Source organism: Pseudomonas sp. GW822-FHT06D10, from assembly GCF_058799535.1.
This window is the reverse complement of the sequence record NZ_JBXALN010000005.1, coordinates 618090-631658: the sequence shown is the minus strand read 5'-3', so window position 1 is coordinate 631658 and position 13569 is coordinate 618090. Positions and strand designations below refer to the sequence as shown.

Sequence of the window (13569 nt, the reverse complement as noted above, 5' to 3'; positions counted from 1 at the left end):
TCACCTGCGGCCACCGCGCGGGGACCACACGGATACGGCATGACCTCGCTGAACCTCACCAACCTGGCCTGGACACCCCTGGGCCAGGGCCACTGCCACCACCAGTTCCAACTGCGTGAGGCCAGCCTGCAGGTGGCGGCCGGCGAGTTCGTCGGCCTGATCGGGCCCAACGGCAGCGGCAAGACCAGCCTGCTGCGCTGCGCCTATCGCTTCAGCAAGCCGCAGCAGGGCGAGGTGCAGCTTGAGCATCAGAATGTGTGGAAGCAGTCGCCGCGCTGGTGCGCGCAACGCATCGCCGTGGTCCTCCAGGAGTTTCCCGACGCCTTCGGCCTGACTGTGGAAGAGGTGGTCGCCATGGGCCGCACCCCGCACAAGGGCCTGTTCGACGGCGACACCCAGGACGACCGGCGCATCGCCCGCGAGGCCCTGGAATCGGTGGGCCTGCTGGGCTTCGAGGACCACGCCTTCGCCACCCTGTCCGGCGGTGAGAAACAGCGGGTGATCCTGGCCCGCGCCCTGGCCCAGCAACCCCAGTTGCTGATCCTCGACGAGCCCACCAACCACCTCGACCCGCGCTACCAGCTGGAGTTGCTGCAGCGGGTCAAGCGCCTGGGCATCGGTACCCTGGCGAGCATCCACGACCTGAACCTGGCCGCAGCCTTCTGCGACCGCCTGTATGTCCTCGACCACGGGCGCATCGTCGCCAGCGGCACGCCCGGCGAGGTGCTCACCGTCGAGTTGCTGCGCAACGTCTTCGGCGTCGAGGCGCTGATCGACGCCCATCCCCTGTCCGGCTACCCACGAATCACCTGGATCACCCAACCATGACCTTGCGCTCCCTGCTTCGCTCCAGCCTGTTCCTGGCCCTGTCTCTGGGGGCCGCCCAGGCCTTCGCCGAGGCCACCCATTACCCGCTGACCATCACCAGCTGCGACCGCGAAGTGACCTTCAAGCAAGCACCGAAACATGCCCTCAGCCATGACATCAACATGACCCAGATGATGCTCGCCCTGGGGCTCAAGCCACGCATGGTGGGCTACAGCGGGATCAGCGGCTGGAAGGCCGTGACCCCGCAGATGAGCGCCCTGCTCGACGGCCTGCCGGAACTGGCGGCCAAGTACCCGTCGGTGGAAACCCTGCTCAATGCCAACGTCGACTTCTTTTTCGCCGGCTGGGACTACGGCATGCGCGTGGGCGGCGACCTCACGCCACAGACCCTGGCGCCGCTGGGGATCAACGTCTACGAGCTGACCGAGTCCTGCGCCTTCGTGATGAAGCGCCCGGCCGCCAGCCTCGAGGACACCTACACCGACCTGCGTAACCTCGGGCGGATCTTCGACGTGCAGGATCGCGCCAACGCCCTGATCGCCCGGATGCAGGAGCAGGTGGCCCAGGTACAGAAGGACCTGCCCAGGGACAAGCCGCGGGTATTCCTCTATGACAGCGGCGAAGACCGGGCCATGACCTCGGGCCGCCTGGGCATGCCCCAGGCCCTGATCGACGCGGCCGGCGGGCGCAATATCCTCGATGACGTCGACGCCAGCTGGACCCGGGTCAACTGGGAAACCGTGGTCGAGCGCAACCCGCAGGTGATCGTGATCGTCGACTACAGCGAAGTCAGCGCCGAGCAGAAGCAGCAGTTCCTGCTGAACAACAAGGCCCTGCAAGGAGTCGATGCGATCAAGAACCAGCGCTTCATCGTCATCCCCTATGTGCAGGCCACGCCGGGCATCGACAACGTGCTGGCGGTGGAAACCCTGGCCAAGGGTTTCCACGGCGAATGACCAGTCCCCGCTATGCCGCACTGTTGATGGCCCTGGGCGCCCTGCTGCTGGCGTCCTGCGTGGTGTCCCTGGGCTTTGGCCCGGCGCGGGTGCCGGTGGAGGTGGTGGGGCGCATTCTGTTGCACAAGGCCCTGGGCCTGGGCGTTGTGGACTGGAGCCCGGGCCAGGAGCACATCGTCTGGCTGATCCGCGTGCCGCGCATGCTCCTGGGGGCCCTGGTGGGTGCCGGGCTGGCACTGATCGGCGCGGTGCTGCAGGCGGTGACCCGCAACCCGCTGGCCGACCCGCACCTGCTGGGGGTGACCTCCGGCGCCACCCTCGGCGCGGTGATCGTGGTGCTGCACCTGGGCCAGGTCATCGGGCTTTTGACCCTGCCCCTGGCGGCCTTTGTCGGCGCCCTGCTGAGCATGGCGCTGGTGCTGGGGATCGCCGCCCGCAACGGCCGCCTGGACAGCGACCGGCTGTTGCTGTGCGGGGTGGCGGTGTCGTTCGTGATGATGGCCGCGGCCAACCTGCTGCTGTTCATGGGCGACCACCGCGCCAGCTCCGCAGTGATGTTCTGGATGCTCGGCGGCCTGGGCCTGGCGCGCTGGGAACTGCTGGCGATCCCCGCCGCCAGCGTGCTGCTGGGGCTGGTGTTGCTGCTGGGCATGGCACGCCCGCTGAACGCCCTGATGGCCGGCGAGCAGACCGCCGTGACCCTGGGCCTGAACGCGCGCAATGTGCGCCTGAAGGTGTTCCTGATTGCCTCGCTGATGACCGGAGTGCTGGTGTCCATCAGCGGCTCCATCGGTTTTGTCGGGCTGATGGTGCCGCACATTGCCCGGCGCCTGGTGGGCGCCGAACACCGCCGGCTGCTGCCGGTGTGCGTACTGCTGGGCAGCGTGTTCCTGGTCTGGGTGGATGTGGCTGCGCGCACCCTGATCGCCCCCGAGGACCTGCCCATCGGCGTGGCCACCGCGGCCATCGGCGGGGTGTTCTTCATCGGCCTGATGCGCCGCCGCTGACTGTGCCCGCCTCTGTAGGAGCCGGCTTGCCGGCGAAGGCGCCCGTAGGCCTTGTGCCAGGTTCAAGGGCCTCTTCGCTGGCCAGCCAGCTCCTACAATCGTCGCCCTTGCTTTAAGATCGCGCGCTTGGATCTCTCAGGATGAGTCTCATGTTCAGAACCGCACTCTTGGCCTTGCTGCTCGGCACCTCCCTTGGCGCTGTGGCCGACACCTCTGTCGACGTCTCGAAAATCTACGGCAACATCCAGATCGTCAACAGCTTCCCCGACTACAAGGTCAAGGTGGTGAACTCCTTCCCCGACCTGAAGGTGAAGCAGGTCAACTCCTTCGCCGACGCGCCGGGCAAGTGGAAAATCGTCAACAGTTTTCCCGACTACAAGATCCAGATCGTCGACTCCTTTCCCGACTTCACCATCAAATATGTCGATTCCTTCCCGGGCGTGAACTGAAGCCACCCCCAGGCCACGGCTGCCGCCCAGCGGCAGCACCACAATGACGCCCCCCGACGCACCAGCCCCTTGCCCAAGCCTCGTCTTGGGGCATCACCTCCCCCGCCCGCGCCGTTAAAGCGACGTTTTCATGCCTTGCGCCGACTCGGCACACCCCTTGCAAAACAGCCCTTCAGCAGTCCGCATCTACCACCTGAAAAATCAAGAGTTCATGGAGATCGCACAATGAAGCGTCGTAGTTTGCTCAAGGCTTTCACTCTCACGGCAAGCATTGCCGCGATGGGCATGACCTGGACCGTCCAGGCCGCCGAAACCATCAAGGTGGGGATCCTGCACTCGCTGTCGGGCACCATGGCGATCTCCGAAACGTCCCTCAAGGACATGGCGCTGATGACCATCGACGAAATCAACGCCAAGGGCGGGGTCAACGGCAAGCTGCTGGAGCCGGTGGTGGTGGACCCGGCCTCGAACTGGCCGCTGTTCGCCGAGAAGGGCCGCCAGTTGCTGACCCAGGACAAGGTGGCGGTGGTATTCGGCTGCTGGACCTCGGTGTCGCGCAAGTCGGTGCTGCCGGTGTTCGAGGAGCTCAACGGCCTGCTGTTCTACCCGGTGCAGTACGAAGGCGAAGAGATGTCGCCCAACGTCTTCTACACCGGCGCCGCGCCGAACCAGCAGGCGATCCCGGCGGTGGAATACCTGATGAGCGAGGACGGCGGCAGCGCCAAGCGCTTCTTCCTCCTGGGCACCGACTACGTCTACCCGCGCACCACCAACAAGATCCTGCGTTCGTTCCTGCACTCCAAGGGCGTGGCCGACAAGGACATCGAAGAGGTCTACACCCCGTTCGGCCACAGCGACTATCAAACCATCGTCGCCAACATCAAGAAGTTCTCCGCCGGTGGCAAGACTGCGGTGATCTCCACGGTCAACGGTGACTCCAACGTGCCCTTCTACAAGGAACTGGCCAACCAGGGCCTGAAAGCCACCGACGTGCCGGTGGTGGCCTTCTCGGTGGGCGAGGAAGAACTGCGCGGCATCGATACCAAGCCACTGGTGGGCAACCTCGCGGCCTGGAACTACTTCGAGTCGGTGGATAACCCGGTGAACCAGAAGTTCGTCGCCGCCTGGAAAGCCTACGCCAAGGCCAAGAACCTGCCGGGCGCGGACAAGGCGGTGACCAACGACCCGATGGAAGCCACCTACGTCGGCATCCACATGTGGGCCCAGGCCGTGGAGAAAGCCAAGTCCACCGATGTCGACAAGGTTCGCGAGGCCCTGGCCGGGCAGACCTTCGCCGCCCCTTCGGGCTACACCCTGACCATGGACAAGACCAATCACCATCTGCACAAGCCGGTGATGATCGGCGAGATCCAGCCCGACGGTCAGTTCAACGTGGTCTGGCAGACCGAAGGCCCGATCCGTGCCCAGCCCTGGAGCCCGTTCATCCCGGGCAACGACAAGAAGCCGGACTACGCGGTCAAGAGCAACTGATCCGAACCTGACGCCTTCCCCGTAGGAGCGAGCTTGCTCGCGACGAGGTCCGCAGGACCTCCAACGAAAACCGCCCGGCTGGCCGCTGCGCGGATCGCGAGCGAGCTCGCTCCTACAGGTTATCCGGGCGCTTTCAAGGACACCGATATGCCCACTGCCCTCTACCGTTTGATCCTCGCCGGCCTGCTGTTACTGCCATGGACGGCCCAGGCCGGGGATGCCGAAGACTTCGTCGCCGGCAACTCCGGCGAGCAGGCCCGGCTCCTGGAAACCTGGGCCGCGCAGCCCGACCCGGCGCGCCTGGAACTGCTCAACGCCCTGCAGCAGGGCCAGTTGAACATCGCCGGCGAAAGCAGAACCCTGCGCCTGAACAACCGCCTGCGGGGCCTGATCGACAGCGCCCTGGCCAGCCACCAGTTGCTCGCCAGCGACGCCAACAGCCGTCTGGCCGCCGCCCGCCAACTGCAGAAAAGCGCCAAGCCGGCGCAACTGAAATTCCTCGATGCCCGACTGGCCGCCGAGCAAGCCCCCGACGTGCACGATGCCCTGAGCCTGGCCCTGGCCAACCTGCAACTGGTGGACAGCGACCCGGCGGTGCGCCTGGCCGCCGTGCGCCTGCTGGGGGAAACCGGCGACCCGCTGGCCCGCACCCGCCTCGAAGGCCTGCTCGAACCCGGGGTCGAAGCCGATGCCGCGGTACGCACCGCGGCCGAAACCAGCCTGGCCCAGGTCAAGCGCAAGCTACTGGTGGGCGAAGTGCTGGGCCAGGCCTTCAGCGGCCTGTCCCTGGGTTCGATCCTGCTACTGGCGGCCCTGGGGCTGGCCATCACCTTCGGCCTGCTGGGGGTGATCAACATGGCCCACGGCGAGATGCTGATGCTCGGCGCCTACGCCACCTATGTGGTGCAGTTGCTGTTCCAGCGCTACGCCCCGCAAGCCATCGAGTACTACCCACTGCTGGCGCTGCCGGTGGCGTTTTTCGTCACCGCCGGGATCGGCATGGCCCTGGAGCGCACGGTGATCCGCCACCTCTACGGCCGGCCCCTGGAAACCCTGCTGGCCACCTGGGGCATCAGCCTGATGCTGATCCAGCTGGTGCGCCTGCTGTTCGGCGCGCAGAACGTCGAAGTGGCGAACCCGGCCTGGCTGTCCGGCGGCATCCAGGTGCTGCCCAACCTGGTACTGCCCTACAACCGCATCGTGATCATCGCCTTCGCGCTGTTTATCGTGGTGCTCACCTGGCTGCTGCTGAACAAGACCCGCCTGGGCCTGAACGTGCGCGCGGTGACCCAGAACCGCAACATGGCTGCCTGCTGCGGCGTGCCCACCGGGCGCGTGGACATGCTCGCCTTCGGCCTCGGCTCGGGCATTGCGGGCCTGGGCGGCGTGGCCCTGAGCCAGATCGGCAACGTCGGCCCGGACCTGGGCCAGAGCTACATCATCGACTCGTTCCTGGTGGTGGTACTCGGCGGGGTCGGGCAACTGGCCGGCAGCGTGCTGGCGGCCTTCGGCCTGGGGGTGGCGAACAAGATCCTCGAACCGCAGATCGGCGCCGTGCTCGGCAAGATCCTGATCCTTGCGCTGATCATTCTGTTTATCCAGAAACGCCCGCAGGGACTCTTCGCACTGAAAGGACGGGTGATCGACTGATGAATCAACCACTGCTCATTACCGCCACCCAGAAAGCCGGGCCCAGGGTCACGATCACCGTCGGGGCGTTGCTGCTCCTGGTGCTACTGGCCCTGCCGCTGCTGTCGCTGCTACCGGCGGACCACCCGCTGCAGGTCTCGGCCTACACCCTGACCCTGGTGGGCAAGATCCTCTGCTACGCCATCGTCGCCCTGGCCCTGGACCTGGTCTGGGGCTACGCCGGGCTGCTGTCCCTGGGCCACGGCCTGTTCTTCGCCCTGGGCGGCTACGCCATGGGCATGTACCTGATGCGCCAGGCCGCCGGGGATGGCCTGCCGGCCTTCATGACCTTCCTTTCCTGGAGCGAACTGCCCTGGTACTGGGCCGGCACCGAGCATTTCCTCTGGGCCCTGTGCCTGGTGGTGCTGGCCCCGGGGCTGCTGGCCCTGGTGTTCGGCTTCTTCGCCTTCCGCTCGCGGATCAAGGGCGTGTACTTCTCGATCATGACCCAGGCCCTGACCTTCGCCGGGATGCTGCTGTTCTTTCGCAACGAGACCGGCTTTGGCGGCAACAACGGCTTTACCAACTTCCGCAGCATCCTGGGCTTCGGTATCACCGAACCGGGCACTCGGGCGGTGCTGTTCCTGGCCACGGTGGCGCTGCTGGTGGGCAGCCTGTACCTGGGCTGGCGCCTGGCCCGAAGCAAGTTCGGCCGGGTGCTGACGGCCCTGCGCGACGCCGAGAACCGCCTGATGTTCTGCGGCTACGACCCGCGCGGCTTCAAGCTCTTCGTCTGGGTCCTGAGCGCCGTGCTGTGCGGCCTGGCCGGGGCCCTGTACGTGCCCCAGGTGGGCATCATCAACCCCAGCGAAATGTCCCCCACCAACTCCATCGAGGCCGCCGTGTGGGTCGCCCTGGGCGGGCGCGGCACGCTGATCGGCCCGCTGCTGGGGGCCGGTGTGGTCAACGGCATGAAGAGCTGGTTCACCGTGGCCTTTCCCGAATACTGGCTGTTCTTCCTCGGTGCGCTGTTCATCGTCGTGACCCTGTACCTGCCCAAGGGCGTGATCGGCCTGCTGAACAAACGAGGTGAACAATGAGAGTCACAGCAACGGCGGACTTCATGCTCGAACCCATTCTCGACACCAACAAGGACGCCGGCACCAGCCGCGACGCCATCGGCCTTGGCCACGCCGCCGGCAAGGGCCTCAACACCCGCCACGGCACCATCCTGACCCTGGAGGACATCAGCGTCAGCTTCGATGGTTTCAAGGCGCTCAACGACCTCAACCTGTACATCGGTGTCGGCGAGTTGCGCTGCATCATCGGCCCCAACGGCGCCGGCAAGACCACCCTGATGGACGTGATCACCGGCAAGACCCGCCCCTCCCGGGGCAAGGCCTGGTTCGGAGAAACCCTGGACCTGACCCTGATGAGCGAAGTGCAGATCGCCCAGGCCGGGATCGGCCGCAAGTTCCAGAAACCCACGGTGTTCGAGGCCCTGAGCGTGTTCGAGAACCTGGAACTGGCGCAGAAGACCGACAAGTCGGTGTGGGCCAGCCTCGGGGCACGCTTGAGCACAGAACAGCAGGACCGCATCGCCCAGGTGCTGGAGACCATTCGCCTGAGCCCTTCGGCCCAACGCCAGGCGGGCCTGCTGTCCCACGGCCAGAAGCAGTTTCTGGAGATCGGCATGCTGCTGATGCAGGACCCGCAACTGCTGTTGCTGGACGAACCGGTGGCGGGCATGACCGACGCCGAGACCGAATTTACCGCCGAGCTGTTCAAGACCCTGGCGGGCAAGCACTCGCTGATGGTGGTGGAACACGACATGGGCTTTGTCGGCTCGATTGCCGACCACGTCACCGTGCTGCACCAGGGCAGCGTGCTGGCCGAAGGCTCCCTGGAACAGGTGCAGGAAAACGAACGGGTGATCGAGGTGTACCTCGGCCGTTAGCGCAACCGTCGTTCGCCGGCAAGCAGGCTCCTACCCCTCCCGCAGGAGCTGGCTGGCCAGCGAAGACCACCCCGCAATCCCCACAAAATTCGAGTACCCGACCATGCTCCAAGTCGACAAGCTGCACCAATACTACGGCGGTAGCCACATCCTGCGCGGCCTGAGCTTCGAGGCCCGGATCGGTGAAGTCACCTGCCTGCTGGGGCGCAACGGCGTGGGCAAGACCACCCTGCTCAAGTGCCTGATGGGCCTGCTGCCGGCCAAGGAGGGCGCGGTCAACTGGGAGGGCCGGGGCATCACCGGCTACAAGCCCCATCAGCGCGTCCACGCCGGGATCGCCTACGTGCCCCAGGGCCGGGAAATCTTCGGCCGCCTGACCGTGGAGGAAAACCTGCTGATGGGCCTGGCCCGCTTCCCCGGCTCCCAGGCCAGGGAAGTGCCGGCCTTCATCTACGAACTGTTCCCGGTGCTGTTGCAGATGAAGCAGCGCCGTGGCGGCGATCTCTCCGGCGGCCAGCAGCAACAACTGGCCATCGGCCGGGCCCTGGCCAGCCGCCCGCGCCTGCTGATCCTCGATGAGCCCACCGAAGGCATCCAGCCCTCGGTGATCAAGGAGATCGGCGCGGTGATCAGCAAGCTCGCGGCCCGGGGCGACATGGCGATCCTGCTGGTGGAGCAGTTCTACGACTTTGCCGCCGAACTGGCCGACCAGTACCTGGTGATGTCCCGGGGGGAAATCATCCAGCAGGGCCGCGGCGAAAATATGCAGGCCGAGGGTGTACGCGGCCTGGTTACGATCTAATCTGTAGCCTCCTAACGATAACGACCCAGCATGAACCTACCTGCCGCCACCGCCCTGTTCACTCCCAGCTGGCACGCCGAACTGGAGCTGGCCTATGCCCGTTGCGGCGCCACCACGCGCCCGGTGCTGCGCCGCCACCTGGGCCCGCTGCGGGTGCAGAAGCACCTGTATGCCGAGGGCCCCGAGGTTTGCCAGCACATCATCGTCCACCCGCCCGGCGGCATTGCCGGCGGTGATCGGCTGGCCATCAGCGCCCGGGTCGACAGCGGTGCCTGGGCCCAGTTGACCAGCCCCGGGGCAGCCAAGTGGTATCGCGCCACCGGCCCGGCCAGCCAGGCCCTGAGCCTGGAGGTAGCGCCGGGCGCGACCCTGGAGTGGCTGCCCCAGGAAACCATCGTCTTCAGCGCTGCCCAGGCCGAACTCACGACCCGCATCGAATTGCAGGGCGATGCCCGGCTGTTCTACTGGGACATCATTGCCCTGGGTCGCCCGGCCAGTGGCGAGCGGTTCGAGCAGGGCCATTTCCAGGCCCACCTGGACCTGTACCGCGACGGCCGGCCGCTGTGGCATGAACGCCAGCGCATCGGCGGTGGCGACGGCCTGCTGGATTCCCCCATCGGCCTGGATGGGCAGCCGGTGTTCGCCACCTTGCTGGTGACCGGTGAAATCGACGGCGAACTGCTGGAACGCTGCCGCGCCCTGGCGCACCCGGTACGCGGCGACCTGAGCCAACTGCCGGGCCTGCTGGTGGCCCGCTGCCTGGCCAGCGAAGCTCTGCAGGCCCGGGCCTGGCTGATCGAGCTGTGGCGCCTGCTGCGCCCGGCGCTGCTGGGCCGCGAAGCCAGGCCACCCAGAATCTGGAACACCTGACCCCCATGCCCTTTTCCACTGCACCTTTTTCTACTGCCTGACAACGGATTGACCACGATGGATCTGACCCCACGCGAAAAAGACAAGCTGCTGATCTTCACCGCCGGCCTGGTGGCCGAGCGGCGACTGGCCCGCGGCCTCAAGCTCAACTACCCGGAAACCATGGCCTATATCTCCGCGGCGCTGCTCGAAGGCGCCCGGGACGGGCAGACCGTGGCCGAACTGATGCACTACGGCACCACCCTGCTCAGCCGCGAGCAGGTGATGGAAGGCATCCCGGAGATGATCCCGGACATCCAGGTGGAAGCCACCTTTCCCGACGGCACCAAGCTGGTCACCGTTCACCAACCCATCGCCTGAGGCCGTGCCATGACCTATCGCATCCGCGATGCCCTGCATGCCGACCTGCCGGCGATCCGCGACATCTACAACGACGCCGTGCTCAACACCACGGCGATCTGGAATGAGCAACCGGTAGACCTGGGCAACCGCCAGGCCTGGTTCAGTGCACGCCAGGCCCAGGGCTATCCGATCCTGGTGATCATCAACGCCGAGGAGCAGGTGCTCGGCTACGCTTCCTTCGGCGACTGGCGGCCTTTCGACGGCTTCCGTCACACCGTGGAACATTCGGTCTATGTGCGCAGCGACCAGCGCGGCAACGGCCTGGGCCCGCAGTTGATGGCGGTGCTGCTGGAGCGCGCCCGGGGCTGTGGCAAGCACGTGATGGTGGCCGCCATCGAGAGCGGCAACAGCGCCTCGGTCCGTCTGCATGAGCGCCTGGGGTTCATCAGCACCGGGCAGATGCCTCAGGTGGGCACCAAGTTCGGGCGCTGGCTGGACCTGACCTTCATGCAGCTGATTCTCAACCCCGGGGCGCAACCGCCCGCCCCGCACAAGGAGTGAAATCTCGATGAACGCCGCCCAACTGCGCCTTGTCCATGGAGAAAGCTTTGCCCATTACCGTCAGGGACTGATCGAGTTGCTGCTGGACTCGGTGCAGCATGGTGCGTCCATCGGCTTCATGGCCGATCTCGACGACAGCCAGGCCCGCAGCTACCTCAGCAGCGTGCAGGCCGGGGTCGAGGACGGCAGCCTGCTGTTGTGGGTGGTGGTACGCGACGAGAAAGTCCTGGCCAGCGTGCAACTGGCCCTGTGCATGAAGGCCAACGGGCGCAACCGCGCCGAGGTGCAGAAACTCCAGGTCCTGCACAGCGCCCGCCGCCGCGGCCTGGGCCAGCAGTTGATGAATGCCCTGGAACAGGCCGCCCGCCAGCACAAGCGCGGGCTGCTGTACCTGGACACCGAGGCCGGCTCCGCGGCGGAAGAGTTCTACCGCGCCCTGGGCTATACCCGGGTCGGCGAACTGCCCAACTACTGCCAGAGCCCGGACGGCACCTATACCGCCACCGCCATCTACTTCAAGACCCTGGGACAACCCCTATGATTCCTGGCCAATACCAGATCCAGCCCGGCGAGATCGAACTCAACGCCGGGCGCCGCACCCTGCGCCTGAACGTATCCAACAGCGGCGACCGGCCAATCCAGGTCGGCTCCCACTACCACTTCTTCGAAAGCAACGACGCCTTGACCTTCGACCGAGCCGCCAGCCGCGGCATGCGCCTGAACATCGCCGCCGGCACCGCGGTGCGCTTCGAACCGGGCCAGACCCGGGAAGTGGAACTGGTGGAACTGGCCGGCAAGCGCCGGGTATTCGGCTTCGCCGGGCGGATCATGGGCGACCTCTGATCCCTCGACCCTACGCACGTAGGAGCCAGCTTTCCGGCGAATGCGGTCTTTCGGGCCCCTTCGCCGGCAAGCCGGCTCCTGCAAGACCTGTTTTTGTAAGGAGCTGCGATGAAGATTTCCCGTGAAGCCTACGCCGACATGTTCGGCCCCACCGTGGGCGACAAGGTGCGGCTGGCCGACACCGAGCTGTGGATCGAAGTGGAGAAGGATTTCACCACCTACGGTGAAGAAGTGAAGTTCGGCGGCGGCAAGGTGATCCGTGACGGTATGGGCCAGAGCCAGTTGCTGGCCGCCGAGGTGGTGGACACCCTGATCACCAACGCCCTGATCATCGACCACTGGGGCATCGTCAAGGCCGACGTCGGCCTCAAGGACGGGCGCATCGCCGCCATCGGCAAGGCCGGCAATCCGGACATCCAGCCCGACGTGAACATCGCCATCGGCGCCAGCACCGAGGTCATCGCCGGTGAGGGCATGATCCTCACCGCCGGCGGCATCGACACCCATATCCACTTCATCTGCCCGCAGCAGATCGAAGAGGCGCTGATGAGCGGCGTCACCACCATGATCGGTGGCGGCACGGGACCTGCCACCGGGACCAACGCCACCACCTGCACCTCCGGACCCTGGCACATGGCGCGCATGCTCCAGGCGGCGGACGCCTTCGCCATGAACATCGGCTTTACCGGCAAGGGCAACGCCAGCCTGCCCGAGCCGCTGATCGAACAGGTCAAGGCCGGGGCCATCGGCCTCAAGCTGCACGAGGACTGGGGCAGCACCCCGGCCAGCATCGACAACTGCCTGAGCGTGGCCGATGAGTACGACGTGCAGGTGGCGATCCACACCGACACCCTCAATGAATCGGGCTTCGTCGAAACCACCCTGGGCGCCTTCAAGGGCCGCACCATCCACACCTACCACACCGAAGGCGCCGGCGGCGGCCATGCCCCGGACATCATCAAGGCCTGCGGCCTGGCCAACGTGCTGCCCAGCTCCACCAACCCGACCCGCCCCTTCACCCGCAACACCATCGACGAACACCTGGACATGCTGATGGTCTGCCATCACCTGGACCCGAGCATCGCCGAGGACGTGGCCTTCGCCGAAAGCCGCATCCGCCGGGAGACCATTGCCGCCGAGGACATCCTCCACGACCTCGGGGCCTTCTCCATGATCAGCTCCGACAGCCAGGCCATGGGCCGGGTCGGCGAAGTGGTGACCCGCACCTGGCAGACCGCCGACAAGATGCACAAGCAGCGCGGCCCGCTGCCGGGGGATGGCCCGGGCAACAGCAACTTCCGGGTCAAGCGCTACATCGCCAAGTACACCATCAACCCGGCGATCACCCACGGCATCAGCCATGAGGTGGGCTCCGTCGAAGTGGGCAAGTGGGCCGACCTGGTGCTCTGGCGCCCGGCGTTCTTCGGGGTCAAGCCGAGCCTGATCCTCAAGGGCGGGGCCATTGCCGCCAGCCTGATGGGCGACGCCAACGCCTCGATCCCGACCCCGCAGCCGGTGCACTACCGGCCGATGTTCGCCAGCTTCGGCGGCAGCCGTCACGCCACCAGCCTGACCTTCATCAGCCAGGCCGCACTGGAGGCCGGGGTGCCGGAGCAGTTGGGGCTGAAAAAACGCATCGCCGTGGTCAAGGGCTGTCGCAACGTGCAGAAAACCGACCTGATCCACAACGACTACCTGCCGGATATCGAAGTCGACCCGCAGACCTATCAGGTCAAGGCTGATGGCGTTCTGCTGTGGTGCGAACCGGCGGACGTGCTGCCCATGGCCCAGCGCTACTTCCTGTTCTAGGACCGGCCCACCACTGGGCAGAGTG

Annotated in this window: 15 protein-coding genes; all 15 read left to right on the top strand. The window is 66.2% G+C overall.

Annotated elements, in window-relative coordinates:
- The first annotated feature begins 39 nt into the window (after positions 1-39).
- Positions 40-828: an ABC transporter ATP-binding protein gene (locus tag AC1RL5_RS20100; protein WP_053156130.1), complete on the top strand. Its 789-nt coding sequence runs from the start codon at positions 40-42 to the stop codon at positions 826-828.
- A complete protein-coding gene (locus tag AC1RL5_RS20095) occupies positions 825-1784 on the top strand; it encodes an ABC transporter substrate-binding protein (RefSeq protein ID WP_123577366.1) in 960 nt (319 codons plus the stop codon). The genes AC1RL5_RS20100 and AC1RL5_RS20095 overlap by 4 nt, the downstream gene beginning before the upstream one ends.
- On the top strand, positions 1781-2791 hold the full coding sequence (locus AC1RL5_RS20090) for a FecCD family ABC transporter permease (RefSeq protein ID WP_011059011.1): 1011 nt from the start codon (positions 1781-1783) through the stop codon (positions 2789-2791). The genes AC1RL5_RS20095 and AC1RL5_RS20090 overlap by 4 nt, the downstream gene beginning before the upstream one ends.
- A gap of 149 nt (positions 2792-2940) precedes the next feature.
- Entirely contained in the window at positions 2941-3240 is a 300-nt protein-coding gene (locus AC1RL5_RS20085; RefSeq protein WP_015633974.1) for a 7(1) septoil knot domain-containing protein, read from the top strand.
- Positions 3241-3465: 225 nt separating this feature from the next.
- Entirely contained in the window at positions 3466-4731 is a 1266-nt protein-coding gene (gene urtA, locus AC1RL5_RS20080) for an urea ABC transporter substrate-binding protein (RefSeq protein WP_019094029.1), read from the top strand.
- A 147-nt stretch (positions 4732-4878) separates the two neighbouring features.
- A complete protein-coding gene (gene urtB / locus AC1RL5_RS20075; protein ID WP_207239969.1) occupies positions 4879-6381 on the top strand; it encodes an urea ABC transporter permease subunit UrtB in 1503 nt (500 codons plus the stop codon).
- Positions 6381-7460 (top strand): urea ABC transporter permease subunit UrtC, encoded by a 1080-nt coding sequence (gene urtC / locus AC1RL5_RS20070; RefSeq protein ID WP_015633971.1) that lies wholly within the window; start codon positions 6381-6383, stop codon positions 7458-7460. Before urtB ends, urtC begins: the two co-directional genes overlap by 1 nt.
- On the top strand, positions 7457-8317 hold the full coding sequence (urtD, locus tag AC1RL5_RS20065) for an urea ABC transporter ATP-binding protein UrtD (RefSeq protein ID WP_011059006.1): 861 nt from the start codon (positions 7457-7459) through the stop codon (positions 8315-8317). The genes urtC and urtD overlap by 4 nt, the downstream gene beginning before the upstream one ends.
- Before the next feature lie 103 nt (positions 8318-8420).
- Complete coding sequence (gene urtE, locus AC1RL5_RS20060; RefSeq protein WP_072452011.1) at positions 8421-9119, top strand: urea ABC transporter ATP-binding subunit UrtE; 699 nt, start codon at positions 8421-8423, stop codon at positions 9117-9119.
- A 30-nt stretch (positions 9120-9149) separates the two neighbouring features.
- Positions 9150-9989: an urease accessory protein UreD gene (locus AC1RL5_RS20055; RefSeq protein WP_093406820.1), complete on the top strand. Its 840-nt coding sequence runs from the start codon at positions 9150-9152 to the stop codon at positions 9987-9989.
- 57 nt (positions 9990-10046) lie between these two features.
- Complete coding sequence (gene ureA / locus AC1RL5_RS20050; protein WP_011059003.1) at positions 10047-10349, top strand: urease subunit gamma; 303 nt, start codon at positions 10047-10049, stop codon at positions 10347-10349.
- 9 nt (positions 10350-10358) lie between these two features.
- Positions 10359-10892, top strand: a complete 534-nt coding sequence (locus AC1RL5_RS20045; RefSeq protein ID WP_011059002.1) for a GNAT family N-acetyltransferase — start codon at positions 10359-10361, stop codon at positions 10890-10892.
- 7 nt (positions 10893-10899) lie between these two features.
- Positions 10900-11433, top strand: coding sequence for a GNAT family N-acetyltransferase (locus tag AC1RL5_RS20040; protein WP_011059001.1), 534 nt, complete (start codon positions 10900-10902; stop codon positions 11431-11433).
- Complete coding sequence (locus tag AC1RL5_RS20035; RefSeq protein WP_492589542.1) at positions 11430-11735, top strand: urease subunit beta; 306 nt, start codon at positions 11430-11432, stop codon at positions 11733-11735. Before AC1RL5_RS20040 ends, AC1RL5_RS20035 begins: the two co-directional genes overlap by 4 nt.
- Before the next feature lie 108 nt (positions 11736-11843).
- Entirely contained in the window at positions 11844-13544 is a 1701-nt protein-coding gene (gene ureC / locus AC1RL5_RS20030; protein WP_041115656.1) for an urease subunit alpha, read from the top strand.
- The last annotated feature ends 25 nt before the right edge of the window (positions 13545-13569 follow it).

What these genes read in the sequence shown, in the direction of transcription:
- AC1RL5_RS20100 (WP_053156130.1), top strand. Translation starts at nt 40, where the DNA reads ATGACCTCGCTGAACCTCACCAACCTGGCCTGGACACCCCTGGGCCAG.
- AC1RL5_RS20095 (WP_123577366.1), top strand. Translation starts at nt 825, where the DNA reads ATGACCTTGCGCTCCCTGCTTCGCTCCAGCCTGTTCCTGGCCCTGTCT.
- AC1RL5_RS20090 (WP_011059011.1), top strand. Translation starts at nt 1,781, where the DNA reads ATGACCAGTCCCCGCTATGCCGCACTGTTGATGGCCCTGGGCGCCCTG.
- AC1RL5_RS20085 (WP_015633974.1), top strand. Translation starts at nt 2,941, where the DNA reads ATGTTCAGAACCGCACTCTTGGCCTTGCTGCTCGGCACCTCCCTTGGC.
- urtA (WP_019094029.1), top strand. Translation starts at nt 3,466, where the DNA reads ATGAAGCGTCGTAGTTTGCTCAAGGCTTTCACTCTCACGGCAAGCATT.
- urtB (WP_207239969.1), top strand. Translation starts at nt 4,879, where the DNA reads ATGCCCACTGCCCTCTACCGTTTGATCCTCGCCGGCCTGCTGTTACTG.
- urtC (WP_015633971.1), top strand. Translation starts at nt 6,381, where the DNA reads ATGAATCAACCACTGCTCATTACCGCCACCCAGAAAGCCGGGCCCAGG.
- urtD (WP_011059006.1), top strand. Translation starts at nt 7,457, where the DNA reads ATGAGAGTCACAGCAACGGCGGACTTCATGCTCGAACCCATTCTCGAC.
- urtE (WP_072452011.1), top strand. Translation starts at nt 8,421, where the DNA reads ATGCTCCAAGTCGACAAGCTGCACCAATACTACGGCGGTAGCCACATC.
- AC1RL5_RS20055 (WP_093406820.1), top strand. Translation starts at nt 9,150, where the DNA reads ATGAACCTACCTGCCGCCACCGCCCTGTTCACTCCCAGCTGGCACGCC.
- ureA (WP_011059003.1), top strand. Translation starts at nt 10,047, where the DNA reads ATGGATCTGACCCCACGCGAAAAAGACAAGCTGCTGATCTTCACCGCC.
- AC1RL5_RS20045 (WP_011059002.1), top strand. Translation starts at nt 10,359, where the DNA reads ATGACCTATCGCATCCGCGATGCCCTGCATGCCGACCTGCCGGCGATC.
- AC1RL5_RS20040 (WP_011059001.1), top strand. Translation starts at nt 10,900, where the DNA reads ATGAACGCCGCCCAACTGCGCCTTGTCCATGGAGAAAGCTTTGCCCAT.
- AC1RL5_RS20035 (WP_492589542.1), top strand. Translation starts at nt 11,430, where the DNA reads ATGATTCCTGGCCAATACCAGATCCAGCCCGGCGAGATCGAACTCAAC.
- ureC (WP_041115656.1), top strand. Translation starts at nt 11,844, where the DNA reads ATGAAGATTTCCCGTGAAGCCTACGCCGACATGTTCGGCCCCACCGTG.